The sequence below is a fragment of the Luteibacter aegosomatissinici genome (assembly GCF_023078495.1).
GTDB lineage: Bacteria > Pseudomonadota > Gammaproteobacteria > Xanthomonadales > Rhodanobacteraceae > Luteibacter > Luteibacter aegosomatissinici.
Genome location: NZ_CP095742.1, coordinates 232,917 through 259,055, shown reverse-complemented (window position 1 = coordinate 259,055; position 26,139 = coordinate 232,917). Strand labels below are relative to the sequence as shown.

The 26,139-nt window shown below is 65.4% G+C and carries 25 protein-coding genes; 12 read left to right on the top strand and 13 right to left on the bottom strand.

Features of this window, described 5'->3' with window-relative positions:
- Nucleotides 1-198: 198 nt before the first annotated feature.
- The 8 genes from L2Y97_RS01150 to L2Y97_RS01115 are packed head-to-tail and all read left to right on the top strand — an operon-like array spanning nt 199 to nt 8,547.
- On the top strand, nt 199-1,389 hold the full coding sequence (locus L2Y97_RS01150; RefSeq protein WP_247431879.1) for a Gfo/Idh/MocA family protein: 1,191 nt from the start codon (nt 199-201) through the stop codon (nt 1,387-1,389).
- Nucleotides 1,386-2,591 (top strand): nucleoside permease, encoded by a 1,206-nt coding sequence (locus L2Y97_RS01145; RefSeq protein WP_247431876.1) that lies wholly within the window; start codon nt 1,386-1,388, stop codon nt 2,589-2,591. Before L2Y97_RS01150 ends, L2Y97_RS01145 begins: the two co-directional genes overlap by 4 nt.
- A 15-nt stretch (nt 2,592-2,606) precedes the next feature.
- A complete protein-coding gene (locus L2Y97_RS01140; RefSeq protein WP_247431874.1) occupies nt 2,607-3,482 on the top strand; it encodes a sugar phosphate isomerase/epimerase family protein in 876 nt (291 codons plus the stop codon).
- A gap of 9 nt (nt 3,483-3,491) precedes the next feature.
- Nucleotides 3,492-5,183 carry a GMC oxidoreductase gene (locus L2Y97_RS01135; protein WP_247431872.1) on the top strand — a complete coding sequence of 564 codons (1,692 nt, stop codon included), beginning with the start codon at nt 3,492-3,494 and terminating at the stop codon, nt 5,181-5,183.
- Nucleotides 5,184-5,194: 11 nt separating this feature from the next.
- Nucleotides 5,195-5,785, top strand: a complete 591-nt coding sequence (locus L2Y97_RS01130) for a gluconate 2-dehydrogenase subunit 3 family protein (RefSeq protein WP_247431869.1) — start codon at nt 5,195-5,197, stop codon at nt 5,783-5,785.
- A gap of 1 nt (nt 5,786) precedes the next feature.
- Nucleotides 5,787-6,842 carry a sugar phosphate isomerase/epimerase family protein gene (locus L2Y97_RS01125; protein ID WP_247431866.1) on the top strand — a complete coding sequence of 352 codons (1,056 nt, stop codon included), beginning with the start codon at nt 5,787-5,789 and terminating at the stop codon, nt 6,840-6,842.
- Between the two features lie 2 nt (nt 6,843-6,844).
- Entirely contained in the window at nt 6,845-7,750 is a 906-nt protein-coding gene (locus L2Y97_RS01120) for a hydroxypyruvate isomerase family protein (RefSeq protein WP_247431864.1), read from the top strand.
- 20 nt (nt 7,751-7,770) lie between these two features.
- Complete coding sequence (locus L2Y97_RS01115) at nt 7,771-8,547, top strand: 3-keto-disaccharide hydrolase (protein WP_247431861.1); 777 nt, start codon at nt 7,771-7,773, stop codon at nt 8,545-8,547.
- A 90-nt stretch (nt 8,548-8,637) separates the two neighbouring features.
- Here L2Y97_RS01115 and L2Y97_RS01110 read toward each other — a convergent pair whose 3' ends face one another.
- From L2Y97_RS01110 to L2Y97_RS01065, 10 genes are all read right to left on the bottom strand, one after another.
- Nucleotides 8,638-10,200 (bottom strand): glycoside hydrolase family 30 protein, encoded by a 1,563-nt coding sequence (locus tag L2Y97_RS01110; protein ID WP_247431858.1) that lies wholly within the window; start codon nt 10,198-10,200, stop codon nt 8,638-8,640.
- Between the two features lie 160 nt (nt 10,201-10,360).
- Nucleotides 10,361-10,762, bottom strand: a complete 402-nt coding sequence (locus L2Y97_RS01105) for a cupin domain-containing protein (RefSeq protein WP_247431856.1) — start codon at nt 10,760-10,762, stop codon at nt 10,361-10,363.
- Between the two features lie 103 nt (nt 10,763-10,865).
- Nucleotides 10,866-11,576 carry an SEL1-like repeat protein gene (locus L2Y97_RS01100; protein ID WP_247431854.1) on the bottom strand — a complete coding sequence of 237 codons (711 nt, stop codon included), beginning with the start codon at nt 11,574-11,576 and terminating at the stop codon, nt 10,866-10,868.
- A gap of 103 nt (nt 11,577-11,679) precedes the next feature.
- On the bottom strand, nt 11,680-13,107 hold the full coding sequence (locus tag L2Y97_RS01095; protein WP_247431851.1) for an efflux transporter outer membrane subunit: 1,428 nt from the start codon (nt 13,105-13,107) through the stop codon (nt 11,680-11,682).
- Entirely contained in the window at nt 13,104-13,991 is an 888-nt protein-coding gene (locus tag L2Y97_RS01090) for an efflux RND transporter periplasmic adaptor subunit (RefSeq protein ID WP_247431848.1), read from the bottom strand. Before L2Y97_RS01090 ends, L2Y97_RS01095 begins: the two co-directional genes overlap by 4 nt.
- On the bottom strand, nt 13,984-14,157 hold the full coding sequence (locus L2Y97_RS01085; RefSeq protein WP_247436966.1) for a DUF1656 domain-containing protein: 174 nt from the start codon (nt 14,155-14,157) through the stop codon (nt 13,984-13,986). The genes L2Y97_RS01090 and L2Y97_RS01085 overlap by 8 nt, the downstream gene beginning before the upstream one ends.
- A gap of 47 nt (nt 14,158-14,204) precedes the next feature.
- Entirely contained in the window at nt 14,205-16,262 is a 2,058-nt protein-coding gene (locus L2Y97_RS01080) for an FUSC family protein (RefSeq protein WP_247431845.1), read from the bottom strand.
- Entirely contained in the window at nt 16,246-16,707 is a 462-nt protein-coding gene (locus L2Y97_RS01075; protein WP_247431843.1) for a MarR family winged helix-turn-helix transcriptional regulator, read from the bottom strand. Before L2Y97_RS01075 ends, L2Y97_RS01080 begins: the two co-directional genes overlap by 17 nt.
- Nucleotides 16,708-16,798: 91 nt before the next feature.
- Nucleotides 16,799-17,161, bottom strand: a complete 363-nt coding sequence (locus L2Y97_RS01070) for an MliC family protein (protein WP_247431840.1) — start codon at nt 17,159-17,161, stop codon at nt 16,799-16,801.
- Nucleotides 17,158-17,925: a bestrophin-like domain gene (locus L2Y97_RS01065; RefSeq protein WP_247431838.1), complete on the bottom strand. Its 768-nt coding sequence runs from the start codon at nt 17,923-17,925 to the stop codon at nt 17,158-17,160. The genes L2Y97_RS01070 and L2Y97_RS01065 overlap by 4 nt, the downstream gene beginning before the upstream one ends.
- A gap of 174 nt (nt 17,926-18,099) precedes the next feature.
- On the opposite strand from L2Y97_RS01065, the gene L2Y97_RS01060 reads away from it, so the two are divergent.
- Genes L2Y97_RS01060 through L2Y97_RS01050 form a run of 3 tightly spaced genes read left to right on the top strand, consistent with a single transcriptional unit; the run spans nt 18,100 to nt 20,746 of the window.
- Nucleotides 18,100-19,101, top strand: a complete 1,002-nt coding sequence (locus L2Y97_RS01060) for a FecCD family ABC transporter permease (RefSeq protein WP_247431835.1) — start codon at nt 18,100-18,102, stop codon at nt 19,099-19,101.
- Nucleotides 19,098-19,883, top strand: a complete 786-nt coding sequence (locus tag L2Y97_RS01055) for an ABC transporter ATP-binding protein (protein WP_247431832.1) — start codon at nt 19,098-19,100, stop codon at nt 19,881-19,883. The genes L2Y97_RS01060 and L2Y97_RS01055 overlap by 4 nt, the downstream gene beginning before the upstream one ends.
- Nucleotides 19,880-20,746: a cobalamin-binding protein gene (locus tag L2Y97_RS01050; RefSeq protein ID WP_247431829.1), complete on the top strand. Its 867-nt coding sequence runs from the start codon at nt 19,880-19,882 to the stop codon at nt 20,744-20,746. Before L2Y97_RS01055 ends, L2Y97_RS01050 begins: the two co-directional genes overlap by 4 nt.
- A 37-nt stretch (nt 20,747-20,783) precedes the next feature.
- Here the strand turns inward: L2Y97_RS01050 and L2Y97_RS01045 are convergent, their stop codons facing one another.
- Together L2Y97_RS01045 and L2Y97_RS01040 are read right to left on the bottom strand one after the other, a co-directional pair.
- On the bottom strand, nt 20,784-21,626 hold the full coding sequence (locus tag L2Y97_RS01045; protein WP_247431826.1) for a class I SAM-dependent methyltransferase: 843 nt from the start codon (nt 21,624-21,626) through the stop codon (nt 20,784-20,786).
- A gap of 37 nt (nt 21,627-21,663) precedes the next feature.
- A complete protein-coding gene (locus L2Y97_RS01040) occupies nt 21,664-23,574 on the bottom strand; it encodes an LTA synthase family protein (RefSeq protein ID WP_247431824.1) in 1,911 nt (636 codons plus the stop codon).
- 130 nt (nt 23,575-23,704) lie between these two features.
- Here L2Y97_RS01040 and L2Y97_RS01035 point away from each other — a divergent pair, with 130 nt between their 5' ends.
- On the top strand, nt 23,705-24,328 hold the full coding sequence (locus L2Y97_RS01035; protein ID WP_247431821.1) for a YrbL family protein: 624 nt from the start codon (nt 23,705-23,707) through the stop codon (nt 24,326-24,328).
- 21 nt (nt 24,329-24,349) lie between these two features.
- On the opposite strand, the gene L2Y97_RS01030 is transcribed toward L2Y97_RS01035, so the two are convergent.
- Complete coding sequence (locus L2Y97_RS01030) at nt 24,350-26,026, bottom strand: ArnT family glycosyltransferase (protein ID WP_247431819.1); 1,677 nt, start codon at nt 26,024-26,026, stop codon at nt 24,350-24,352.
- Between the last annotated feature and the right edge of the window lie 113 nt (nt 26,027-26,139).

Here is a 26,139-nt window from a genome sequence, read left to right as displayed (position 1 = left end):
GTTGCAGGTGTCTTTACCTGTCTGATACATATCTTGGCATGTTCAGGCTACCTCACCCACCGGTGGCCCGGGGAAACCAAGCTATTCCACGCAGCTGAAGGGCCTTTGGCCCCGGTAGCCACGCGGATGTAATCGAATACATTTTGGGAAGAACATGGCAAGCCAGTCGGTATCGACAAGCGCCGGGAACACCGGACCATGAAACTCGGAATGGGCCTTGTCGGCCCCGGCTTCATTGCCGCGCATCACCTGGATGCCGTGCGTCGCCTGGGCGATGTCGAGATCGTCGGCATCGCCGGCTCCAGCCTCGAGTCCGCCAGGAAGCGCGCCCGCGAATTGAACGCCGGGCAGGGGTACGCAAGCTACCGCGATCTGTTGGCCGATCCGGCCGTGCAGGTCGTGCACAACACGACGCCCAATCATCTGCACCGCGAGGTCTCGCTGGCCGCGCTGCGCGCCGGCAAGCATGTCATCTCCGACAAGCCCCTGGCGGCTACGGTGCAGGAAGCGCGCGAGCTGTACGAGGCCGCACGTAGCGGCAACCTCGCGCACGTCGTGACGTTCAACTACCGCGGCTACCCGCTCGTGCAGCAAGCACGCGCGATGATCGCCAAGGGCAAGCTCGGCAACAGCGTGTTCGTGCATGGTTGCTACCTGCAGGATTGGCTTACCGATGAGCGCGCCTACACGTGGCGTCTGGATCCGAAGCTGGGCGGTGCCAGCTCGGCGCTGGGCGACATCGGCTCGCACTGGTGCGACCTGGCCGAACACGTGACGGGTGCCCGCATTACTGCCGTGCTCGCCGACCTGCACACCGTGGTGCCCGAGCGCGAGGCACCCGATGCCTCGGCAAAGGCCTTCGCCGGTGCGGCGAAGAAAGCAGGCAAGAAACGCAAGATCACCAGCGAAGACCTGGTCAGCGTGCTGCTCCGTTTCGATAACGGCGCGCGCGGCTGCGTCACCGTGGGCCAGGTGCTGCCGGGCCACAAGAATGACCTGCGCCTGGAGGTCAACGGGCGTGAAGGTTCGCTGGCGTGGCGCCAGGAGCAGCCCAATGAACTGTGGCTCGGGCACCACGCCAAGGCGAACACGGTACTCACGCGCGATCCGGCACTTCTTGATCCCGCCGCGCGCGGCTATGCCCACCTCCCTGCGGGCCACCCCGAAGCCTGGGCGGATGCATTCCGCAACGTGATCGCCGACGCCTACGCGTGGATACGAAGCGGTGCCAAGCCGAAAGCGAAACCGCTGGCGCTGCCTACGTTCGCCGACGGCTACCGCAATAGCTTGCTGGTCGACGCGATGCTCAAGAGCCATGCCGCCGGGGGCGTGTGGCAAACGGTTGAAGACCCCCTGGAACCCAAACGAACAGCGAGGAAACGCGGATGAAATGGCGCCTTAGGGTAATGATGCTGTTTGAATTCGGGATCTGGGGCGCGTGGTACGTCACCGTCGGCACCTGGCTCGGCAAGACGCTGCATTTCACCGGCACCGAAATAGGCGCAGTCGCGGGCACCACCGCCATCGGCGCCATCATTTCGCCGTTGTTCGTCGGACTGCTGGCCGATCGTCTCTTCGATACGCGCCGCGTGCTTACGCTGCTGCACCTGCTCGGCGCCGTGCTGCTCGCCGTGGCCGCGCAACAGACCAGTTTCACCATGGTTTACGTGCCGCTGCTGGCGTACAGCCTCTGTTACATGCCGACCCTGGCACTGACGGCCTCGCTCGCCATGCGCCACATCACCTCGCCGCAGGAAGAGTTCGGCGCCATTCGCGTGTTCGGCAGCATCGGCTGGATCCTGGTCGGCCTCGCCGTCGGCGCATGGGGCGTGGAAGCCACGTCGTCCCCGCTGCTCCTTGCGGCCGTCCTGTCGGTCGTGATGGCCGGCTACTGCTTCACGCTGCCGCCGACGCCGCCGCTTGCGCGCAACACGCGCTTCGAGCTGCGCCATGCGCTGCCGCTGGAATCGCTGCACCTGCTCCGTGAGCGCTCCATGGCGGTATTCGCCCTGGCCTCGTTCCTGATCTGCATCCCACTGCAGTTCTACTACGCCTTCACCAACCTGTTCCTCAACGAAGTGGGTGTAGTGAATGCCGCCGGCAAGATGACCGGCGGGCAGATGTCGGAGCTGTTCTTCATGCTCCTCATTCCCTGGTTCTTCCGCCGCCTTGGCGTGAAGTGGATGCTCGCCGTGGGCATGCTGGCCTGGGTGGTGCGTTACGGCATGTTCGCCTTCGGCGGTAGTGGCGAGCTGATGTGGATGCTCTGGCTCGGCATCGTCCTGCACGGCGTCTGTTTCGATTTCTTCTTCGTGGTGGGCCAGATCTACATCGACCGCGAGGCGCCGCCCGCGCTGCGCGCTGCAACGCAGGGCCTCATCACCTTCCTGACCTACGGCCTGGGCATGTTCGTGGGCTCGTGGCTATCCGGCATCGTGGTCCAGACCTACACACGCGCCGATGGCACGCATGACTGGCACGGCATCTGGGTCATCGCCGGCGCCTTCGCCGCCTTCGTCTTCGCCCTTTTCGTCCTGCTCTTCAAGGACCGCAAGGCCACCGCCCCCGCTGCCGTCGTCGGCACTCACTGATTCGGAACCCCGTTCATGATCACTCGCAGACAGTTCCTTGCGCGTTCGGCGCTGTGTAGCACCGCGCTAGGGCTTGGCCTCGCCGCGCCGGGAAAGCTCCTCGCCGCCGCATCGAAGGGTAAGAGCATGGGCATCCAGCTCTACATGGTGCTCGACGCGTACCAGAAAGATCCCGTCGCCACGCTCAAGACGCTGAAGTCGATCGGCTACACCGAGATCGAGGCCATCGTCACCAGCACGGCGGAGACATTGCGCGACCAGTTGAAGCAGGCGGGCCTCGCCTGCCCCAGCATGCACTTCGATAGCCTGGGCTTCGAGCCGGGCATCAAGGCGGCGCATACGCTCGGCTCGCACTTCATCGTCAGCAGCATGCTCCCCGGCATCATGCAGAAGGAGAAAGGGGCCAGTGGCGAGCCGACCTACACGCTCGACGACGCGAAGCGCACGGCCGAGTACGCGAACAAACTGGGCCAGAAAGCCAAGGCCGCCGGCCTGCAGTACGCGTACCACAACCACCACGCCGAGTTCACGGATGTGGGCGGCGGCAAGACCTTCTATGACGTGCTGCTCGCGGAAACCGACCACGCGCTCGTCCAGTTCGAACTCGACTGCGGCTGGGTGCACGCCGGCGGCAAGAACCCGACGGATTACTTCAAGGCCAACCCGGGCCGTATCCCGCTGATGCACGCGAAGGATTTCCTCCCCGGCAACGCCAAGGACTACCCGGGCGCCGAGCTGGGCCGTGGCACGCTCGATTACAAGCCGATCATGGCCGCGGCCGATGCTGCCGGGCTGAAACATTGCTTCGTCGAACAGGAAGGCCCGTTCGCTCGCATGAGCTCGCTGGAAGCCGCCCGCGTCGATTTTGATTACCTGCACCCGCTTCGCTAAGGAACACGCATGGAAAAGAACACATTCGACGCCATCGTCGTCGGTACCGGCGTCAGCGGTGGCTGGGCTGCCAAGGAACTCACCGAGAAGGGCCTGAAGACGCTCGTGCTCGAGCGCGGCCCCATGGTCAAGCACCTCGATTACCCGACGGCCATGAAGGCACCGTGGGAGCTGCCGTACGGCGATGAGCCGACGCAGGAAGATCTCGCCCGCTGGCCCAAGCACACTCGCCCGTCGTTCTACGGCATCACCCAGTCCACCAAGCACTGGTTCGTCGACGATATCGACAACCCGTACGAAGAAACCAAGCCATTCGACTGGTTCCGTGGCTACCATGTCGGCGGCCGTTCGCTGATGTGGGGCCGGCAGAGCTACCGCCTTAGCGAGATGGACTTCGAGGCCAACGGTAAGGAAGGCGTCGGCGTGGACTGGCCGATCCGCTATGCCGACATCGCGCCGTGGTACGACAAGGTCGAGCACTTCATTGGCGTCAGCGGTAACAACGACCACCTGGCCCAGCTGCCGGACGGCAACTTCCTGCCGCCGATGGACCTGAACTGCGTCGAGAAGGATTTCCAGGGCAAGCTGGACAGCAAGTTCAACCGCAAGCTCATCATCGGCCGCACGGCGAACCTCTCCGCGCCGCTTCGCCACGACCAGAGCCCGCAGCGCGGCACGTGCCAGTATCGCAACCTGTGCATGCGTGGCTGTCCGTTCGGTGGCTATTTCAGCAGCAACTCGTCCACCCTGCCCTCCGCCGAGCGCACGGGCAACATGACGATGGTGACCAATGCCATCGTGTACGAGCTGATCTACGACAACGACAAGGGCAAGGCCACCGGCGTGCGCGTGCTGGATGCGGAGACCGGGCACCAGACCGAGTACTTCGCGAAAGTGATCTTCATGTGCGCGTCGACGTTCGGCACGGCGCACATCCTGATGAGCTCCACCTCGAGCCGGTTCCCCAACGGCTTCGGTAACGACAGCGGCGAGCTGGGCCATAACATCATGGACCACATGTTCGGCACCGGCGCGCGCGCCATGGTCGAAGGCCATGAAGACCGCTACTACTCGGGCCGGCGCCCCACCGGCTTCTACATTCCGCGTTACCGGAACGTGGGCACCGACAAGCAGAAGTACCTGCGTGGCTTCGGCTTCCAGGGTGGCGCAGGCCGCCAGGACTGGACCCGCCTTGTCGAGCAGCACGCGCTGGGCATCGAGCTCAAAGAGGCTGCGCAAGAGCCGGGCCCCTGGTATGTCTCGATGATGGGCTTCGGCGAGATGCTGCCCTCCCACAAGAACTTCGTGACCCTGGACCGCAACCACAAGGACAAGTACGGCATGCCCGTGCTGAACTTCGATGCGGCCCACCAGGAGAACGAGAAGATGATGGGCAAGGCCATCATCGAGGATGCGATGGAGATGCTGAGTGGCGCAGGCTACCGCGACGTGAACTCGTTCACCATGAAGGCCAACGTCGGCGCGGGCATCCACGAGATGGGTACCGCGCGCATGGGTCGTGATCCGAAGACCTCGGTGCTCAACGGGTTCAACCAGATGCACGCCTGCAAGAACGTCTTCGTGACCGACGGCTCGGCGATGGCCTCGTCCGGCTGCCAGAACCCGTCCCTCACGTACATGGCGCTGACCGCACGCGCGGCCAACTACGCCGTCGAAGAACTCAAGCGCGGCAATATCTGAGGATCGACACCATGAATCGTCGCGAATGGTTGAAAAGCATGTCCGCGCTGGCCGTCGGTGCCATCGCGGGCCCCTCGCTGCTGGCGGTCTTCGATGCGCACGCCGCATCGCAAAAGCCCACGGCGAAGCCTGAGTTCTTTAATCCTGCCCAGTACAGCCTGGTCGGTGCGGTATCGGATATCGTCATTCCGCGCACCGATACACCGGGTGCCGTGGATGCCGGTGTCCCGCTGTTCATGGATCAGCTGTTCAAGGCCGTCTACGCCAAAGCGGACCAGAAGCGTTACCTCGACGCCATGGCCGCGTTCGACAAGGCGGGCGGCAAGCCCTTCCTGCAGCTCGATGCCGCCCAGCAAAAGGCGCTGGTCACCAAGCTGCACACCGAGGCACTGGGCGTGCCCAAGGGCGGCAAACCCGCCCCGGCGGCTGACTTCGTCATGATGACCAAGAAGCTCACGATGCTCGGCTTCTTCCTGTCGCAGCCGGGCTGCACGCAGGTGCTCCAGTACGATCCGGTGCCCGCGGCCTGGCACGCCGACATCCCGCTGGCCCAGGCCGGTAACGGCAAGGCCTGGGCCGTCGAGGCCGAACTGAAGATCTGACATGAAGACACTCAAGGGTCCAGGCATCTTCCTCGCCCAGTTCGCATCGGACGAGGCGCCGTTCAACACGTTGTCCGATATCGCCCGCTGGGCGGCGTCGCTTGGTTTCGTTGGCGTGCAGATCCCGTCCAACGATCCGCGCCTGTTCGATCTGGAAAAGGCGGCAACGAGCAAGACGTACTGCGATGACCTCACCGGCATGCTCGCCGGGCACGGCATCGCGGTCACCGAGTTGTCGACGCACCTCCAGGGCCAGCTCGTCGCCTCGCATCCTGCCTACGATCGCCTGTTCGACGGTTTCGCGCCGCCCGCGCTGCGCGGACGCCCGCAGGAACGCCAGGCCTGGGCGGTCGAGCAGTTGAAACTGGCCGCCAAGGCGAGCCAGAACCTCGGGCTGACAGCGCACGCCACGTTCTCCGGTGCGCTGGCGTGGCAACTGTTCTATCCCTGGCCGCAGCGCCCGGCGGGCCTGGTCGAAGAAGCCTTTGCGGAACTCGGCAAGCGCTGGAAGCCGATCCTCGATGCCTTTGATGAAGCGGGCGTGGATGTCTGCTACGAGCTCCACCCCGGTGAAGACCTGCATGACGGTGCGACGTTCGAGCGTTTCCTCGATGCGGTCGATCACCACCCGCGCGCGAACATCCTGTTCGATCCCAGCCACATGGTGCTGCAGCAGATGGACTACCTGCAGTTCATCGACAACTACCACGACCGCATTCGCGCCTTCCACGTGAAGGATGCCGAGTTCCGGCCCAATGGACGGTCGGGTGTCTACGGTGGTTACCAGGGCTGGATAGATCGCCCGGGCCGCTTCCGTTCACTGGGCGACGGGCAGATCGATTTCGGCGCGATCTTCAGCAAGCTCGCGCAATACGACTACCCGGGCTGGGCCGTGCTCGAGTGGGAGTGCTGCATCAAGGATTCGCAGCAAGGGGCGAAGGAAGGCGCGCCGTTTATCCGCGACCACATCATCAAGGTCACCGAACGCGCCTTCGACGATTTTGCCGCGAGCGGTAGCGACCGTACGTTCAACCGCCAGATCCTGGGACTCGAATAAGCATGCGTGACGAAACGACCGACATGGGCCGCCGCAGTGCATTGGGGGCCCTGGCTACCGCCGCTGCCATGGCAGGCGCCGCGCCCCTGCTCGCCTCCGCTGCGACGACCGCAGGGAAGGCCAACGCGGCCAACGCATCCGGTGGCCGTCTCAAGCAATCGCTGAGCCGGTGGACCTCCAAGGCGCCGCTCCCGGAGCTGTGCAAGCGCCTCAAAGCCATCGGCTTCGTGGGTGTCGACCTGCTCTATGCCGATGAGTGGTCGGTGGTACAGGACCACGGCATGGCGGTATCCATGGGTTATCCCGCCAAGCGCGATAATTTCATCGAGTTCGGCTTCAACGATCCGGCTAACCATGCCCAGCTGATCAAGGAGATCGAGACCACCATCCCGCTCGCCAAGCGTGCCGGCGTGACCAACATCATCACGATGTTCGGCAATCGCAAGGATGGCATCGATGACCAGCGCGCGATCGACAACTGCATCGCGGGCCTTTCGAAAATCGCACCGTATGCGGCAGAGAACGGCATCACCTTGTGCCTGGAGCTGCTGAACAGCAAGGTCGATCACCACGGCTACCAGGGTGACCACACGGCCTTCGGCGTGGCGGTGACCAAGGGCCTGAATTCGCCGAACGTCAAGCTGCTTTACGACATCTACCATATGCAGATCATGGAAGGTGACGTCATCCGCACCATCCGCGACCACATCCAGTGGATCGGCCACTTCCACACCGGTGGCGTCCCCGGCCGCCACGAGATCGACGGCACGCAGGAACTGAATTACCACGCGGTGGCCAAGGCCATTGCCGACCTCAACTACCAGGGCTTCATCGCGCACGAATTCTCGCCCACGCGGCCGGATCCCTTCGCGTCGTTTGCCGAGGCATTCAAGATCTGCACGGTATGACACCTTCCCAAGGAACCCCTATGAAGCGCACCACGTCGCCCACCCTTGCCCTCCTGACACTCGCCATCGTCGGTTCGTCATGCGCCCTGGCGCAGGATGACCCCAAGGCGACGGAACAATGGGAGCCGGTTCCCAAGGTCGTTACGCCGGGCAACCCGGGCAGTGCCCCGCCCTCTGATGCCGTGGTGCTGTTCAACGGCCGTGACATCAGCCAATGGGAAGCGTCCAAGGATCATTCGGCGGCGCATTGGAAGGTGCACGACGGCGTGCTGACGGTCGATAAGACCTCGGGCAACATCCAGACGAAGCAGAAGTTCAAGAGCTACCAGCTGCACCTGGAGTGGCAGGTGCCCAAGGACATCACGGGCGAGGGCCAGGGTCGCGGTAACAGCGGTGTGTTCCTGGCATCGACCGGCCCCGGGGACGAGGGCTACGAAGTCCAGATCATGGATTCGTTCAAGAACCCCACCTATGTCAACGGCCAGGCAGGAAGCGTCTATAAACAGGCGGCGCCGCTGGTCAACGCCATGCGCCCGCCGGGTGAATGGCAGACCTACGACATCATCTGGACCGCACCGACGTTCGCCGCCGACGGATCGGTGAAGTCGGCGGCCTACGTCACGCTGTTCCACAACGGCGTGCTCGTGCAGAACCACACGGAACTCGCCGGCGAAACGTTCTACATCGGCAAGCCGAAGTACAACGCCTACACCGAGGCGCCGATCAAGCTGCAGGCCCATGGCGACCACTCGCAGCCGATCAGCTTCCGCAATATCTGGGTAAGGCCGCTGGACTAAGGGCTTTGCGCGCCCGGCCCCGGCGGGTCGGGCGCGCAACGGGCTCACGCTGTCGCAGATCAAGGGCATCTGGCACTGAACCTGTCCGGTTCAGTGCGCTCGAGCCGCCTCCCCTGCTTGCGTGGGAGTGTTGATCCAGTGCAGCGCGCGCCGTATCCACGCCGCCGCCATGCTCTGGTGCCACACGAAGGTCGCTACGCTTTCTGCCGGCATCTCGTACTCGAAGCGGGACGTACCTTCGGTGACGGACACGCGGCGCGCCTGTTTGTTGATGTTGACCATCACCATGACTACCGAACCATCGACCGCATTGCGGAATGCCACGTTGGCGATGCCCTTTTCCTTGTCGGTATCGGTGGATTTGACCCGTAACGCACCGGGCAGCACGAACCGGCTGAAGTGGGCGATGGCGTAGTACTCATCGTTGCGGGTGACATCGCCCGTATCGCGGTCGATGGTGATGAGCCCCTTGCACAAGCGGCAACCGCCAAACTGCGGGCCGTGGTTTTCATCGAGGGCCAGGTTCCAGTAGATGACGCCGCGCGCCCACTGCCGCGTTCCGGTCACCAGCAAATTGCGTGAGAACCACAACAGCTCACCGTTCATATCCAGCGGCCAGTCGCCGCCGGTGCATTCGGTAATGTACGTATCCTTGTCCGGGTGCGCGCGGTGTACCTTGCCTTGCTCGAACGGGCTGCCCTCGTAACAGTGCCAGGCCACGCCATCGACATAGCGTGCCACGTCGGGGTCGGATAGCACGGTGAGCGGCTGCTGCGGAACGGCCCAGTTGTGATCCCACTCCAGGATCTGTGTCCTGGGCGTGCGGCTCGCCAGCTTTGGGCCAAGGTGTTTGATCACCCGCGCACGCACGTCCGGCCCCATGGTCATGCCGGGGTACGCGACCGGGGCGTAAAGCGGTTCGTTCTGCAGCGTCAGCGCGAAGATGGGAATACCCAGTCTGGCGTACGCATCCACGTACTTCACCAGGTACTCGGCGAACGTGCCCTCGTATTGCTGCAACAGCTCCCCACCCGTGAGGTTCTGGTTGCCCTTCATCCACGCGGGTGCCGTCCACGATGACGCCACGATCAACAGCCCCGGGTTGATCGATAGTGCCTGCCTGATCACGGGCACGAGGTAATCCAGCGTGGGGCCCACGTTGAAATGCCGAAGCTGGGGGTCGGCTTCACCGAACGGCATGTCATCCATGGTGTACAGGCCCAACGAGAAATCCGATGCGCCGATCGGCAAGCGCATCATGTTCAGGTTGAGGTTGGGCGCCTCGCCATACAGCTCATGCATCAGGCTATCGCGCTGCTGCGGGCTCATCCTGTTGTGGATGAGCCACGCCGAGGCGTCGGTCATGGAGGCGCCGAACCCGGTCATGGACTGGTACGTGGTCGCCACATCCACATCGATATCAGCCGGCCCGGTGCCCCTGGGCAGCAGGGCAGCATTGGATTGCAGGGCGAGCTTGAGCCGGTGGTCGGCCGTACTCAGCCACACCTCGACGAAGGGGGTGGCCGGCAAGGCTGAGATCGTCGTTTTAGCCACCGCATGGCGCTGCACGAAGCGCGGGGCATACAGGGCGCCGAGGGTGAGCATGACAAGCAGCGCAATGACGACGCCCGTGACGCGGTTGGATTCAGGCATCCGCTCATCCATGCCGGCCGAACGTCCCCTCGCTTGTCTTACCCATCACAGAATGAACACCACACGCCCTGTCGTTGGCACCCAGTCTATCGAAGGGGACGCCAGCCGGGAATCTCAGGGTTTCCCAGGGAAGATTCGGTGCCCTGGCGCGCTCGTAAGGCTATCTGGCCCACTCCAGCAGCGGCTTGCCCTTCGGTACGACATAGGTACCCAGTTCCGCGGCATTGTCCTTGCCCACGTTCTTCGCGCTGTGGACAACGCCCGCGGGCACCACCAGTACGTCGCCTGCCTTCAGGGTGAGCGGCGCCTTTCCGGCAACGTCGTATTCGATCGTCCCCTCGATGACGTAGATGATTTCCTCACCCGGATGCTTGTGGTTCGGGACGGACTTGCCCGGATCGAAATCGACGCGCACTTGGAGTTCTTCCCAGCCGGGGATGCTGAGGTCCTGCCGGGACAGCTGCTTTCGGTGGGTACCCGAGGTGTCCTGGGCCGGGGTCGTGGCCGCCCAGGACAGGCTAAACGCGAGTGCGGTGATACAAGTGAGGCAGGCACGCTTCATGACGATAACCTCGGCGGGGGGCGGGGTACCCGGCGCGCCTACCCTAGCGCGACCTGGCCCCGCTGGCTTGGATGCGAAGACCCGCCTGCGATACCCCGCTCCGTCAGGGCGTACCCGCGGGCTGTATGGCGCCTACGGTCACATGCCCCGTCCAGTCCTCGAACACGTTGTTCGCTTGCTTGTCCACGTACTGCACGATTTGCGCGGTGGGCGGGCACGAGGGCTGGGTCTTGCCCTGGGCCAGGTCACGGAAATCCTGCGTCCCCTCCATGCAGTAACTCGTGCCGGGGGTGTCCTTCAGGGCAGCCATGCCGTCGTGGTAGCGCCGCTCAGCCCGCGGCGCGGCCACGGCATCGGCGTACGTGCGGCGCAAATCCGCAAGCAACGCGTCGGCTTTCGCTGCCTCGTCCTTGGTCAAGGTGGCTTTCAAGGCGTCGCGCGGTTGCACGAACCGCGGCGTGTTGCGTTCAGCGGCCAGCGTGAACCACGCGTACGCCAACGGCCGGTCCATCGGTTGGTGGTCGCCATTCAGCGCCATGATCCCGAGCACGTACTGCGCCGGCTTGCTCGCCCAGCCGGCAGCCTCCTTGAAGAACCGTTGCGCGGCTTCGATGTGCTGCGTGCCGTAGTTCTGCGCGCCCAGGCAATAGAAGTAATCGCCCGGCAGGAACTTCTCCATGCCGATGGCGCACTTCGCATCGGCTAATTGTTTGTCGGTGGCATGCGCCGGCGCATCATCGGCGTGCACCGCGACGCCCGTGCACACGAGGCACGTGAATACCAGGGCCTTTGCTACTCGCATCAGGTACCGCATCTGTCGCTCCATGTATGTCGCTGGCTCCCGGCCCAGCCTCCCCGCGGCGCAAGGTTTACCACTTCGTGCCACGAGGCGATACGACAATATTTTGCGAAGCGAATCAGGCGCCGTCTTGCCAGCCGCCACCCAACGCGTAGAACAGGTGGATACGCGCCTCGGACACGGCCGACTCGGCGTCGGTGAGCGCGGTTTCCGCCGCGACACGGGTACGTTCCGCATCCAGCGCGCTTAGATACGGCGTGCGGCCTGCATGGTAAAGATCCGCCGCCTGCTTCGATGCCAGCGTGGCATCGCTCAACGCCTGGCGCAGCGTTTCTTCGCGATCGAGCGCGTGCGCGTAATCACTAAGGGCCGTCTGCGTCTCCTTTAGCGCCTGGATCACCCTCTGGTCGAACGAGGCGAGCGCGACATCCGCACCTGCCTTCGCCACCTCCACGCGCTCTTTCGCCGAGCGCGTGGGCAGCGTCCAGCTGATCAGCGGGCCAATCGACCAATAACGCGCCGGCGCCTGCCCGTAGTCGGCCAGCAGGCCATTAGTGCCTGCGCCGGCACCCAGCGAAACGCTGGGATACAGGTCGGCCGTGGCGACACCAATACGCGCCGTGGCGGCGGCGAGCTTCCGCTCTGCCTCGCGGATATCGGGGCGGCGACGTAGCAGCGCCATGCCATCGCCGACGGGTATGGGCTGGGTCGGCTGGGGCACGCTGGTGCATGACTTCGCTGCATCGGGAATATCGCCAGGTACGTGGCCAAGCAACGCCGCGAGGGCGTACTGCGATGCCTCATGGCGCCGCTCCAGCGGCGGCAGGGCCGCGCGTGCCAGGTCCAGTTGCGCGGTGGCGCGTGTGACATCCAGGCGGTTGCCAAGGCCTGCGTCGAACAAGCGCTTCGCCACGTCGGCACCGCGCTCCTGGACGTGCACGGTGCGTTGGGCCACGTCGAGATCGTGCGCTGCCTCGCAGATGCCCACATAACTCGACGCGACCTGCGCCGCCACGGTCACCCGCACCACGTCACGCGCGGCCATCGCCGCTTCGGCATCCGCAGACGCGGCCTCCACGCCACGGCGCAGCTTGCCGAACAAGTCGAAGTCGTACGAGGCCTCGATGCCCGTGGTAGCGACGTTGAATGTGGGGAGCTTTTCTTCCTGCAGGTACGATTCCGCCGAGATCAGCGTGCGCTCGGCGGCCGCTGATGTCTTCGCGGTGATTTCGTGTTCCGCTTCCGCCGCGGCGAGCAATGCGCCCGCACGGCGAAGGTTCGCATCCGCGGTACGCAGGCCGGCGTTCGCCTGTAGTGCCTTGCGCTCCAATGCGTCGAGCGTCGGATCGTTGTACAGCCTCCACCAGTCATCACGCGCCTGGGATGAACCATCCACGGCGCCCTTGCCCACGGGCAGGAATGCCCCGTTCGCACGCGCATCGTTCACCATCGCGCTGTCGGGCACTTTGTAGTTGGGGCCTACGGCAGCGCAGCCCGAAAGCACGATGGCCGCGGCGAGCGCGGTAGCGCCAGCAGGCCAGGTCATGATTTCGGCCCCGCGTGATCCTCCGTGCGGATCGTGACGGTGGCTGTGCGCCCGGCGACCAGGAGCAGATCGGGCGAGGCATCCTCGATACTGATCCGGACGGGGATGCGCTGCGCCAGGCGAACCCAGTTGAAGGTTGGGTTGATGTCCGGAAGGCCTTGCGTGCTGTTGGCGCGTTCGCGATCTGCGATGCCCCCCGCCACGCTCTGCACGCGGCCGTGCAGGATGCCCTGCTCGCCCATGACCTTGATCGTTACCGGTTGGCCCGGCTTCACGCCGTGCAACCGCGTTTCCTCGAAGTAGCCATCAACGTGGAACGAATGCCCGTCGACCATGGCGAACGGGGCGTGCCCTGCGCTCACGTAGTCGCCCACGCGAACCACGTGGTCGTTCAGTGTGCCATCGGCCGGGGCTTTCACCACGGTGCGCTCCAGGTCGAGCCGCGCCGTGTCCGCCGCGGTTTCGTCCGCGTGCAGGCGCGCTTCGGCGGCGGCGAGCTTTGACGTCACCTGCTCGGCGGCCTCGCGTGCCACGAGATCGCTGACTGCGCGGTTGCGCGCATCTTCACGACGCAGCTCGGCCACGCTGGAGCGCTGCTCTTCGACGGCGGCTTCTGCACGGCGCACGGCAAGCTCAAAGCGCGCGCGATCCACCACGAACAAGGGCTGGCCACGCTTCACCACATCGTTGTCGTGCACGAGGACATCAGTCACCAGCCCCGAGACGTCAGGCGATACCTGCACGGTGTCCGCGCGGATGTGTGCATCGCGCGTCCACGGCAGATCATCGTAGGCGTGCCACACATGCACACCCGCCGCGATGGCCGCCACCACGACAGCGAGCGTCACCACGCCAGGGAGCATCCGCTGGACGACATTAGCCACGGGCCACCTCCGGCAGCAGCGCCAGCACGCCGGCGAGCGCCAGTACGTACAGGGCAAGGTTGAACAACGCGGGGTGCCATACCCATGCGTAGAAATGCGTCTTGCCGAGGGCAAAGCGCACAAGGCTCTTCACGCCATAGGCCGCGGCCATGACGGCCAGCAACATGGGGATATACACGCCGTAAAGGCTGAACTCGCCGTAGAGGGGGGTGTTCACTGGGGGAGGATGGACAAGGTGGGTTGAGTGGAAGGGGCGTCGGCGTGCACGGCGGGTGGCAATGCCAGCAGTGCGAGGCGATAGCGAAGCAGGGCCGCGGCGGCATCGCCGTGCATGGCGGCCAGGCGGGACATGGCCGAATCGATCGACGCCAGCAGTGCCGCGGGTGGTACGAGTGATGCGCGTGCCGCTAGGCAGCGCCGGAAGTAGTCGTGACTGGCGTCCAGCACGGCATCGATCTGGGCAACCCCGCGTGCGCTGTACTCACGCAAGTCGATAAGCGCCACACTGATGCGCAGGTCACGCACCGAATCCATGTGCGAAAGCGGGCGGCCCGTGGTGAGTGCCAGGCGCGGCATCCACTGCGCCGTGCGGTCAACGATGCGCGACAAGGCGGATGGCCGGTCCAGCCGCAGGTCAAGGCGAGACAACGCCACCTGCTCACGCCAGTTCGCCAGGGCAAGCCGGCGTGCACCGATGTCGGCACCGAACGGGCGCGTCGCTGCGGTCCATACGGCGGCAAACGCGAGGCCGCCGAGCGCCGCCAGGCTGCTATTGGCGTAGTCCTCGAAATTCGCCGCCGAGTTGTTATGCAGGGCGATGCCGCTGATCGTCTGCGATGTCACGAGGAGCACGCCCATGTTGAAGGCGGGGCGCCCGGTGAGCGTGCCGACCAGGATCAGCGGTGGGGCCAGCGCCAGGGCGACACCTGCAAAGGTGGTGACCTGCGGGAAGATGTAGAACAGGTACACCAGCCCTGCCGTTACGCTGATCGTTTGCCAGAGCAGGAAGCGCGCGATGAGGGCGGCGGGCGCATCGGAAGCGGCGAAAAAGGCCGTGGAAACCGCGACGAGCACCACGCCAAATGCGCCACCGGGCCATCCGCTGTACAACCATGCCGTGGCCGAGACGACGAAAGCCAGCGCAGGCGAAAGCGCCGCATGCAGCATCATCACATGGTCGTAGAAGCGTTTGCCCTTATCGGGCACGGCATCGCGGTAGGCCAACGGTGGCGTAGTGGCCGCTTTCGTGATGAACGCGCGGTGCAGCACCAGGCAGTCCTGCCACAGGTCGACCAGGTCACGCAGGCGTTCTGCCACGTTGGCGACCGGCAACGTGGCGGCTGTCGGTTGGCCTTGCGCGTCGCGCAGCGCCGCGATGGCCTGCCGCAACACGGCGCCTCGCGCGGGCGCGCCGTCGACACCTTCGCGCAGCCATGCAATGACATCGCCCAACACATCGCTGCACGCATGGCCGGCGCCCTCGTTGTTCTCACCCACGTGCCCTAGCGCGTCGGCGAGGGAGGCCACCTGGGGAATCAGCATGGTCATGCGGTAGCGCACCTGGCGGGCTTCGCTGGCCTCGTTACGGCGCGTGGCATCGTGTCCCAGGTGGGTGATCAGCGCATCCAGCGCCGCGATATCACTCAGCAGGTTGAAGCGCAGCGGAGGCGTGGCGCGCCGCGCGGGGTCGGTGAGCCGGCGTACCGCCCATGCTGAGGCATCCCTCATCAGGGCCGCGACGCGCTCGTGGAAAACCGGACCCACGCGGTCCGGCAGCAGGACCGTGCTGACCACGCTGGCGCAGATGATGCCAAGCAGGATTTCTTCGGTGCGGGCCACCGCGGTATCAAATACGGTGCCCGGCGCGATGATCGCGGAGACGGCGATCAACGGGGTGGTGTAGGAGGCGAGCAGGAAGCCGTAGGCGCTTGGTGTGTTGTCACGCAGTGAGAGGTACAGCGCGATCGCGCTCCAGGCCCCCATCGCCATGACCAGTGTCAGCGGGCTCGACGCGAAGAGCGAGACGAGCAGCACCGCCATCGTGGCGCCAAGCACGGTACCGAACGCGCGATAGATCGACTTTGAGCGCGTCGCGCCTGAAAGCGGGTGCGACACGATGTAGACACTGGCGAATGACCAGTAAGGATTGGGCAGCGGGATCTTCAGCGCGATGTAAAACGCCAGGATCGCGGCAAGGAAGGCTTTCCCCGAATAGAGCCATTCGGAGGCCGTGGGCAGGGCGAGGCGCATGCGCTCAGGCTTCGCTGTCATCCTGGGCATCGAACGCCAGTGCAGCATTCAGCGCCTGATGTACGCGCAGCGCGGCGCGCACGTCTTCCTCGGGCACCGCCGCAAGGATCTCGCGGCGCATCTGCACCATGCGTGCTTCCATCTGCACCGCCATGGCCTCGCCGGCCTCGGTCAGCCAGAGGGTCTTGGCCCGGCGGTCGGCAGGGTCGCTTTCGCGACGAACCAGTCCCAGCTCGACCAGCTTGTCGAGGGTGCGCACCAGCGAAGGGCCGGTGACGCCGATCTGCTCGGCCAGCGTGACCTGGTTGATGCCGCCGCCCGAACGGCCCACGAGGAGCATGGGCACGACCGTGGCCGAGGTCACCTCGAAATCGGCCAGGCGCACGTCCAGCATCCGCTGGAAGCGGCGGCTGGTGGCGAGCGCAAGGGTGGTCAGCTGCATGTGCAGCCGGTCGAGGGGCGTCATGGGATAAAGAATAGCATGCTAATAATTGCAGAAGATACAGCTAGCAACCTATCCATTCAGCCCCGGCGTGGGCTGACCCGTGGCGGCGCCTTCAGGCCCCGGGCACCTCCGAGCAGCTCACCGGCGTCACCTTGCCCGTATCGGGATCCATCCGTGAGTTGTAGAGGTCCGCGTTGCGCCCCTTGGTCCACCAGATCACCGACCCGGCGCCATAGCGCACGCCGCTGCCCGAGATCAGGCTCACCAGCAGCGTGGGCCTTCCATCGATGGGCACGAGGGCGAAGCTCTGCCCGTTGTCCCCGTTCCAGTACGTGACCGTGAAGGGTTTTCCGGTCGGGCAGCGGTACGTTCCCGTGATGGGTTTGCCGGTCTTCACGCCCGGTATGGCCAGGGATTGCGCCGCCGCCGGGCCGGCAAGCAACGACAGCGCGGCAAGGACAAGTGCGGTTTTCATGGCAGGGCTAGCTCCGTGGCGGCTTGTTGCAAGGGCGCGCCCGAGACGCGCAGCCATCCGGTGTAGGGGGATTCCAGCTCCATCACCAGGAAGATCGAGCCGGAGAAGGCCAGGGCGGCACAAAACAGGACCACCCGCACCGAGGCGTTGTGCATGGCGAACGTGCCCATGCCAATGAAGATGAGGACGATCCACGCTGTCACGACGGCCAGCAACGGCAGCGGCTCGGAGGACTTTTCATGTTCGGAGGTAAGGATGCGCTCGCGTGCGAGCTCGGCCGTCACCTCGAGCGCCCGGTGCTGGAACCACCACTTGGCCTCGCTATCGGGGTGCAGCGCCAGGATCGACGTTTGTAGCTGGGTAATAAGGCTAAGGCTGGTATGTGGCAGGCGGAACACGATCTTTTCCATCTCCCCGTCCGGGGCGACACGCTCCGTGGCGCGGGCAAGGAATGCGCGCAGGTCGGTGCGGATGGGTGCCGTTTCCGGGCCGTATCCCGATAGCGCGCGGTCCAGCAGCAGGATCGATGTGGAGACGCCCACGATGTCGTCATTCGCGCGATCAAAGGTCGCGCGCGCCGAGGTCACCATGAAGCCGAGTACCAGCGCCGCGAGCGTCGCCATCATGCTTATGCCGAACTGCGCGGCCTTTTGTGCCTCGTAGACCAGGTGGCCCTCGGGCATGTGCCGCGCGAGCCAGCCACCCAGGTAGAGGCTGCCACACGCGAGCACCAGCACGCCCAGCGAGACGACTATCGCGAACATGGCGGATTCCCCTGCATGGATGGCACAGGCCACATCGTCGCCGCAGATGCGCCGCGTGGCTTTCGAAATAGCACGGTCCTTTGTGAAAAGGACGGGCCGTCACTGCTATCCTGCCGAGCTGTTTGACGGGAGCGTCGCAGGGTGCGAAGCGCAGCGACAACGCGGGTACCGCGGATGGCCACGTTTGGCGCAGCCCTTCGGCTCTGGGCCGGCCTGCTCGTGCTCTCGGCCCTGGTGGTGCTGGCTTCCGTGCTGCTAGGTGGTGATGGATCCACCCTGCGCGCCTCATGGCGGGGCCTGGTCGGCTCGGCAGAGACGCCCATGCATACCATCATCCATGAACTGCGCATCCCGCGCGCGCTGGCGGCGTATGGCGTCGGCGGGCTCCTGGCGCTCTCCGGGTGCCTCATGCAGATCCTGGTCCGTAATCCGCTGGCCGATCCCTACACCCTGGGCCTTTCGGGTGGCGCCGCCGTAGGCGCGCTGGGCGCCATGCTCGCTGGCGCGGGCGCTGTTGCGACGGCAGCGGGTGCGGCGTTCGGCGCCTTGTTCGCGTGCGTGGCCGTGTTTGTCCTGGCCCACCGCGACCTGATCGCCCGCCGCCGCGCGGCGCATCGCGACGACGCGACCGACCTGATCCTGATCGGCGTCATGCTCGCCGCCGGCTTCGGCGCCATCGTCAGCATGATGCTGGTGCTGGCTCCCGACCGGAACCTGCGCGGCATGCTGTTCTGGATGATGGGCGACCTGAGCGGCGTCGCCACCCCGTGGCCACCGCTGCTTTCCATGCTGGCGGCGCTCGTGCTGGTGGCGCCCCTGGGCCGCCAGCTGAACCTGCTGGCTCGCGGGGAAGAATCGGCCAGCGCGCTTGGCGTCCGCCCGAACGCGGTCAAGTCGGCGATCTTCGCCATCGCCTCCCTGGCCACTGCGATTGCCGTGACCACGGCCGGTACGGTGGGCTTTGTCGGCCTTGTGGTACCCCACGCCCTGCGCCGGCTGGTCGGCAACGACCAGCGCGTGCTTATCCCGGCCAGCGCCTTGTGTGGCGGCATGCTGGTCGTTATTGCCGATACGATCTCGCGGATCGTCGCCGACCCGATCCAGCTTCCCGTGGGCGCGGTCATGGCCATCATCGGCGTGCCTACGTTCCTCTTCCTCCTGGTGCAGCGCCGGTGAGCATCACGCTTGCCACCGAGCGCCTGCGCCTGGCCGTGCGTGATCGCAGCCTGGTCGATGCCCTGGACCTGCACATTGAACCGGGCCAGGTGTGGTGTGTGCTGGGCCCGAACGGCGCTGGTAAGTCCACCCTGCTGCGCACATTGGCGGGCTTGCGCGATGCCGAAGGTGGTCGTGTGTTGCTGGATGGGCGGGACGTCGCCGCGTGGAAACCCATGGATCTGGCGCGGCGTCGCGGCTTCCTTCCGCAATCGGTCGTGGATGCCTTTAGCCTCACGGTCATCGAGGCCGTGACGGCCGCCCGCCACCCGCGCCTGCCGTTCTGGGCGTGGGGCGATGAGGACCTGGCGGATGTGCAGGCCGCGCTGGCGCGCTTCGAGTTGAGTGGCCTGGCGGAGCGGGACATCACTACGTTATCCGGCGGTGAGCGCCAGCGGGTCAACATCGCGGCACTGTTCGCGCAGGATGTCGGCGTCATGCTGCTGGACGAGCCACTCGCCTCGCTCGACCTGCACCACCAGATGAAGACGCTGCACGAGCTCGTGCTCGCGTCCCGCGCCGGGCGTGCCGTGGTATTCACGGTGCACGACATCAACCTGGCGATGCAGCACGCCACCCACGCCGTGCTCCTGGATGGCCATGGCGGCGCCCTCGCCGGCCCGAAGGAAACCATCGTTACACCGGCCAGCCTTACCGCCGCGTTCCATCACCCCATTCGCGGTATCACCGTGGATGGCGAACTGTTCTTCCGCGCTGCACGCCTTACGGACACCCGCTCATGATCCGCCACCTCGCCTGCCTCGCCCTGTTCCTCGCCGGGCCCGTCTCGGCGGCGGTCAGCGTCACCGACGACGCGGGCCACACGGTCACGCTGCAAGCACCCGCGCACCGCATCGTGAGCCTGGCGCCAAACATCACAGATACGCTTTATGCGGCCGGCGCCGGGAACTTTGTCGTCGGCACGTCGCGCTTCAGTGAGCACCCGCAAGCCGCACAACGCATCCCGGTCGTCGGCGATGCCACCATGCTGGATCTCGAGCGCATCGTCGCGTTGCGGCCTGACGTCATCATGGTGTGGAAGAGCGGCACCCCCGCAGCGCAGGTCGAGAAGCTCGCGCGGCTCGGCATTCCCATCTACTACGCCGAAACGACGCGCCTGGCCGATATCCCGGCCGCCACACGACGGCTTGGTCAGCTGGCAGGTACCACGCCCGTCGCGGAGGCGAACGCCCATGCGTTTGCCCAGGCGCTGGATGGCCTGCGCCGTACGTTCGCCGGCAAGAAGCGCGTGCGGGTGTTCTTCCAGGTGTGGGATCGCCCGCTGATGACCGTGGGCCGCGCGCAGATGATTTCGGATGCACTCGATCTTTGCGGCGGACAGAACATCTTCGATGACCTGTCGCAGGCCGCGCCGACCGTCGGTCGCGAGGCTGTCCTCGCACGGCGCCCCGATGTGATCATGACGGCGGGTGGTGATGGTGATTCCCTCGGCGCATGGACGCAGGCCGAGTCACTGCCCGCGGTAAGGCACGGCAACGTCATGGTGATCGACGCACCCACGCTCGCCCTGCCCTCACCATCCATCCTGCCCAGCGTGCGCACGCTGTGCCTGAAGCTGGACGAAGCCAGGCAACGCACACCGTAACGCGGGACGGGCATGCACAGCCCGGAACGATCGTCGCCTACGCCTTGGCGACGATAAGCCAGGCCGGCGCCCAGCTGTAGTCGTGTACGTGCGTGGTCGAAGCCACACGATACCCTGCGCGCAGCAGCTCTTCCTGCCACGCAATGATCGGCTGCTCCCAGTTGGACGGCGTCGTCGCACGCAACTGCCCCAGCAACATGGGTGCGAGGAAGCCACCCGCCACGAGCGGCGCTTCATCGCCGTATTCACGGGCCGCCCGTTCGTAACGTTCGGCCAGCGAAGCGAACCGTTGCCCGGCATTGTCGAACTCGGGCACATCAAATTCGATGATGGCCAGCCGGGTGACGTGGCGCCTCAACCGCTTTAGCGCGGCCAGGCGATCGCCGGGCGGAATGGACTGCAGCGCGAATGTCGATTGGGCAAGGTCCCACCGCCGCTCGGGGCCGAGCTGCGTGAGGAATGCCTGCAACGTGAGCTGCCATGCCTTCCCCGCCGGCAGGCGCGGCCTCAACGCGTCCAGCAACCCGCCGGAGGGTTCCACCACGTCCACGGTGGCAGGCACATGCCGCGCCTGGCCGAGCGCAGGCAACAGGGCCATGCCATCGCCTACGCCGATATCAAGCAGGCAGCGCACACCCAGCTGCTCGTAGAGGCGAGCCAACGCACCGCTCACCGCACCGTAGAGTGACCGGTTGCCGCCAGCGCGAATGAACACTTCGAACGCGCGGGGCATGTCGTAAGCCCCGCGTTCGTCACTGCCGGCGGCGTGCGCAAGGGCGGCAGCCATGACCGAGCCCTCATCCCGCGCCCTGGCCAACCAGGGCGCGGCATCGCCGTGTTCCGCGAGCAGGCGAAGGGCATGGGCGAGCGAGGGAATCATCAGTGGATTGTAGGCCACCCACGGCGGCCCGCTCGATTCACGGCTTCGTCTCGCCCGCCTTGGGTGCCAGGCGGTAACGCTGGTGGCTGTAAGCCCAGCTCGGCCACAGCGCGTGCGCCAGCGCGAGCTTCTCCAATTGAGGATCGACCGCCTCGGGATCGAGCTTCTCGCCATCCACGCCGTAGTGGTACTGCGAGGCCGGCTGGTTGGGCCGCAGCACGACCAACGTGTCGTCCTTCAGGTACCCGTAGTTATCGCCGTACTGCATGATCGCGCGCTGCGGGTAGCGCTGGGTCAGGTCGGCGCCAAGCATCGGGTGCTCGCTGCTGATGCCGATCAACGACAACAGCGTGGGCGCAAGGTCGATCTGGCTCACGATGTGCTCGTCTTTCTTCACCGGCACCCCGGCACCGAGGATCAGCGCGGGAATGTGGAAGTGACGCACCGGCACCAGGCTGGCACCGAACACGCGGGCGTCGTGATCGGCCACGATCAGGAACACCGTGTGGTTCCAGTAGGGCGAGGCCTTGGCCTTTTCGAAGAACTGCCCAATGGACCAATCGGCATAGCGCACCGCGTTGGCGTTGCTAGCCGGATCGCCCTCGGCCTTGATGCGGCCGGCCGGGTATTCCCACGGCGTGTGGTTCGATACGGAGAAGGCGACGGTGAGCGTGGGCTTATCGCCATCGTCCATCAGGCGATGGTGCAGCTCGTTGAACATGTCCTCGTCAGAAGCGCCCCACGAGCCCACGAAGGCAGGCTTCGTCTCGAAGCTCGCACGGTCCACGACTTCGTTGAAGCCGTTGCCGAAGAAGAACGAACGCATGTTGTCGAAGTGCGCTTCGCCACCGTAGAGGAAACGGGTGTGGTAGCCATACGTATCCAGCAACGCCCCCAGCGTGAAGAAGTCACGCTGGCTGCGCGGCAGCTTCAGCACCGCCTCGGCAGGCGTCGGCAGGAAGCCGGTCGTGACCGCTTCCAGGCCGCGCGCGCTGCGCGTGCCCGTGGCGTAGGTGCGCTCCAGCCACCAGCCCTCGTTCGAAAGCTTGTCGAGTTCAGGCGTGTAACCAGCGCCGCCCAGGCTACCGACGAACTGCGCACCCAGGCTCTCTTCCAGGATGATCACCAGGTTGAGCGGCTTGCCATCCTGCCGCGTTGCGACCTGTTTGTGCAGCGACGGGTAATCCGCATTGAGCGGCGCGCCGGTCAGCCCAGCTGTCTCCCGCACGATCTGGTTCATCTCGTCATCGGGCAACTTGCCGTACACCGCGGAGGCGGAACGTTCGTTACCTAATGCCAGCGCGGCATTCAACACGTTGTACAGCGAGTTCAACGGCAGCGTATTCACCATGGCATCGTTGGTGAATGCCACCTGCGAGGCATTCAACGGACGGTGCTGCAGCGTGCCGCGCCCCGCCAGGAACAACACGCAGAACACCAGCACGGTAGCCACCGGGCGTACCCAGCCGCGAACCGGGCGGCTATCCGGGCGGCGCGTGGGCAGCAGCTTGAAACCGATCCAGCCCAACAGGGCGAAGACCACGAGGCCTGCACCCACCGAGAGCTTGTAGCCGTTCCACAGCATGGACGCGACTTCATGCGGGCTGGTCAGGTACTCGAAGTACAGGCGGTTCGGGCGGGTGTCGTATTCCACGATGAACTGCGGCGTGGAGACCTCCAGCAGTACGTACAGCAGCCACCACAGCCGCAGCCACCAGGCGGTGAGGCGCGTGGGCCACGCCCGGTGGCCCAGCCAGGGCGCCAGCAGCGCCGGAACGGCGATGACCATGGCCAGCAGGGAAAGATCGATGCGCCAGCCACCCAGGAGCACGGGCCACAGGCCACCGGCATCGTGGACGCGCGACCATTGCCAGGCCGAGAAGCCAAGGCGGGCCAGGGTCAGGAAGACGAGGACGGCGGCGACGAAACGCCAGATAAGCTTGCGCACGAGGGTGGTCCGGGCTGGGCGCGGCGCGGCGGCCACGCGGTGACGGGCATGTTACAGCCCGCTCACTTTACACTGTGCGCCTAGTCAGCAACTTACCGCAGCCTTTCGGGGCGCCCTGCAAGGAATCACGATGTTCAGACTGGCCGATGCCACGCCTATCGCCACCGGCCATGTCCGTGAGGTGTACCAGCACCCGGATGACGAAAGCCTGCTCATCAAGGTGATCTCAAGCGCGTCGATCGAGGTCCGCTGGAACCAGGCTCCGTGGTACCGGCGCATCGCTCGCAGCGGCCCGTACAAGGACTTTGTGCGTGAGTTCCGCGAATACGTGACCAGCGTCTATGTTGGTAGTTACGCCACCTCGCCCATTGCCCGCGTGGTGGGGCTGGAGATGACGGACATTGGACTGGGCCAGATCGTGGAGAAGGTGCGCACACCCGACGGCCGCTTGGCCCCCACCCTGCACGACTGGGTGAAGGCCGAAGGCTTCACGGAACGCACCCGCGCCGAAATGGAAGCCTTCTACGCTCGCCTGCTCAGCCACGACACGATCGCGGCCGACCTTCACGCCTGGAATGTCGTGTACGGCGAGGATTCCCGGGGCGGCCCGCGCCTGGTGATGATCGATGGCTTTGGCGAGAAGAACATCATTCCCCACCAGTCGATGAGCCGCTCACACAATGCCGCGCGCACCAAGAAAAAGTACGAGCGGATGTTGAAGCGCACGATCGCCGAAGCCCCCCAGGGCAAATAGCCCGCTGCAGGAGCGCCGGGCTCAGGGTTGACAGCCGGGTTGGGTCGCATCGGCCGGCAGCAGTACGAAACGCACGCGGTTGGCGAGGCCTAGCGGGCGAACCTTGTCGGGAACGACACAACGGTCCAGCGCTTCGGCGTTGACGAACAGGTAGCGATGCACCGGGTCCGCCGCCTGCCACGCGCGTGCCTTGGCCATCTGCGCGGCCGCCCCCTGGGCAAAGCCGAATTCCGTCACCGGCCGCTGCGCCTGCAGCAGGTTTTCCTCGCGCCAGGCCACCAGGCCCAGTTGGCCATCCGGCCCGATCGCTTCGTCCGCGGCCACCATCACCGCACGGGCAGACTGGTTTTCGTTGAGCAGGGGAAAGGTCGCGAGGGGCCACAGGATCCAGCCCAGTGCCATGCCACACAGCAATGCGCCAACGCCGCGGCGCGGCCGGAACACCACCGCGGCGAGAAGGAACGCCGCACCCACCGCGATGACGCAGACCCAAAGCGCCTGGCCGTGACCGGCCATCTCATATCCCTTGGCAATGCGGACGGCTGCCCTGGGCGCCGCGAGGAGCGCCCATGTTCCCGCCCCGGCGAACGCCACACCACAGGCCACCGTGATCCAGAACGCGACCCGCGGCAGCCATCGGGTCTTCACAAGCTCGATGACATACGGCGCCATGGCCAGCGCAAGCATCGGCAGCATGGGCAGGATGTAGATCTCGCGCTTGCCACGCGGGATGGAGAAGAACACGACCACGAGGACGCACCAGGCAAGCGGAACCCATGCGCGCGGTTCCCGCGCACGCAAGGCATCGCGCCAGCGCGGCACCAGCACGGGGATAAGCAGCCATGTGGGTAGCCACCCACTGACGATCACCACCAGGAAGAACCAGGGTGCCTCTTCGTGCTGCCACGAGTTTGCGTATCGCTCGGCGGTCTGGCGGAACAGGATGTCGTTCACATAGGCGAGGTATTCCGGCGTGCCTTTCGCATAGGCGGTGATGAGCATGGGGCCCATCCACACGGCGACGGCAGCGATAAACGCCAACGCACCACCGGCCCATCGCCAGCCGTCGCCCGATGTACGCAGCACGCCAGGCCAGCCGCGGGCCCGCACGGCGAGGTACGGCAGCAGCATCAGCAGGGCGATGACACCCACACCCTTCGTGATCACGCCAAGGCCCGCCGCGAAACATCCCAGCCAGTACATGCGCCAGTTCGGCCCACGCAGGCAATGCAGAAGGATGCCGGTGTTACCCAGCGTGATCCAGAACAGGTTCAGCGGATCGATCTGCGCATGGCGGATCACATCCACGAAGGGCATGGTCATCAGCACGATGGCAGCGGCATACAGACCGGTGCGGGCATCCCACAGCTGGCGCGCGAGGTACCAGGTGAGCGCCAGCGTCCCCAGCCCCGAGATGAGCGAGGTCAGCAAGAACGCGCCGCGCCAGCCGCCGGTAAGCCACATCCATGCAGCTTCGGTCCACATCAGCATCGGTGGCTTGTCGGAGTAGAGCTCCGTGCCACGATGTGGAAACAACCACTGGCCGGATTCGAGCATCTGCTTCGCGACGAGCGCGAAGCGCGGCTCATCGGGCGGCCATGGGTCGCGCAGGCCGATGCCTGCGGCAAGCACGATGAAGGCGACGAGCATGAACCAGGCAAACTGACGCCAGGCGGTTCGGTCTTCAGGGGAAAACATGCAACGGCCGGGCCAGAGAGATACGACGATCCTAGCCCAGGGTGCGTGTCGGAGGCCTTACAAGAGCCTTATATAAGCCGTCCCGGCAACGATCCGTGGGCTCCCCCGCCCTT

Bases quoted from the DNA above. Each gene is read 5' to 3' on its own strand.
- L2Y97_RS01045 (WP_247431826.1), bottom strand. From the start codon at position 21,626: ATGATTCCCTCGCTCGCCCATGCCCTTCGCCTGCTCGCGGAACACGGC.
- L2Y97_RS01125 (WP_247431866.1), top strand. From the start codon at position 5,787: ATGAAGACACTCAAGGGTCCAGGCATCTTCCTCGCCCAGTTCGCATCG.
- L2Y97_RS01065 (WP_247431838.1), bottom strand. From the start codon at position 17,925: ATGTTCGCGATAGTCGTCTCGCTGGGCGTGCTGGTGCTCGCGTGTGGC.
- L2Y97_RS01145 (WP_247431876.1), top strand. From the start codon at position 1,386: ATGAAATGGCGCCTTAGGGTAATGATGCTGTTTGAATTCGGGATCTGG.
- L2Y97_RS01080 (WP_247431845.1), bottom strand. From the start codon at position 16,262: ATGACAGCGAAGCCTGAGCGCATGCGCCTCGCCCTGCCCACGGCCTCC.
- L2Y97_RS01135 (WP_247431872.1), top strand. From the start codon at position 3,492: ATGGAAAAGAACACATTCGACGCCATCGTCGTCGGTACCGGCGTCAGC.
- L2Y97_RS01060 (WP_247431835.1), top strand. From the start codon at position 18,100: ATGGCCACGTTTGGCGCAGCCCTTCGGCTCTGGGCCGGCCTGCTCGTG.
- L2Y97_RS01070 (WP_247431840.1), bottom strand. From the start codon at position 17,161: ATGAAAACCGCACTTGTCCTTGCCGCGCTGTCGTTGCTTGCCGGCCCG.
- L2Y97_RS01150 (WP_247431879.1), top strand. From the start codon at position 199: ATGAAACTCGGAATGGGCCTTGTCGGCCCCGGCTTCATTGCCGCGCAT.
- L2Y97_RS01140 (WP_247431874.1), top strand. From the start codon at position 2,607: ATGATCACTCGCAGACAGTTCCTTGCGCGTTCGGCGCTGTGTAGCACC.
- L2Y97_RS01110 (WP_247431858.1), bottom strand. From the start codon at position 10,200: ATGCCTGAATCCAACCGCGTCACGGGCGTCGTCATTGCGCTGCTTGTC.
- L2Y97_RS01115 (WP_247431861.1), top strand. From the start codon at position 7,771: ATGAAGCGCACCACGTCGCCCACCCTTGCCCTCCTGACACTCGCCATC.
- L2Y97_RS01120 (WP_247431864.1), top strand. From the start codon at position 6,845: ATGCGTGACGAAACGACCGACATGGGCCGCCGCAGTGCATTGGGGGCC.
- L2Y97_RS01035 (WP_247431821.1), top strand. From the start codon at position 23,705: ATGTTCAGACTGGCCGATGCCACGCCTATCGCCACCGGCCATGTCCGT.
- L2Y97_RS01130 (WP_247431869.1), top strand. From the start codon at position 5,195: ATGAATCGTCGCGAATGGTTGAAAAGCATGTCCGCGCTGGCCGTCGGT.
- L2Y97_RS01095 (WP_247431851.1), bottom strand. From the start codon at position 13,107: ATGACCTGGCCTGCTGGCGCTACCGCGCTCGCCGCGGCCATCGTGCTT.
- L2Y97_RS01075 (WP_247431843.1), bottom strand. From the start codon at position 16,707: ATGACGCCCCTCGACCGGCTGCACATGCAGCTGACCACCCTTGCGCTC.
- L2Y97_RS01100 (WP_247431854.1), bottom strand. From the start codon at position 11,576: ATGCGGTACCTGATGCGAGTAGCAAAGGCCCTGGTATTCACGTGCCTC.
- L2Y97_RS01030 (WP_247431819.1), bottom strand. From the start codon at position 26,026: ATGTTTTCCCCTGAAGACCGAACCGCCTGGCGTCAGTTTGCCTGGTTC.
- L2Y97_RS01050 (WP_247431829.1), top strand. From the start codon at position 19,880: ATGATCCGCCACCTCGCCTGCCTCGCCCTGTTCCTCGCCGGGCCCGTC.
- L2Y97_RS01085 (WP_247436966.1), bottom strand. From the start codon at position 14,157: ATGTTGCTGGCCGTCATGGCCGCGGCCTATGGCGTGAAGAGCCTTGTG.
- L2Y97_RS01105 (WP_247431856.1), bottom strand. From the start codon at position 10,762: ATGAAGCGTGCCTGCCTCACTTGTATCACCGCACTCGCGTTTAGCCTG.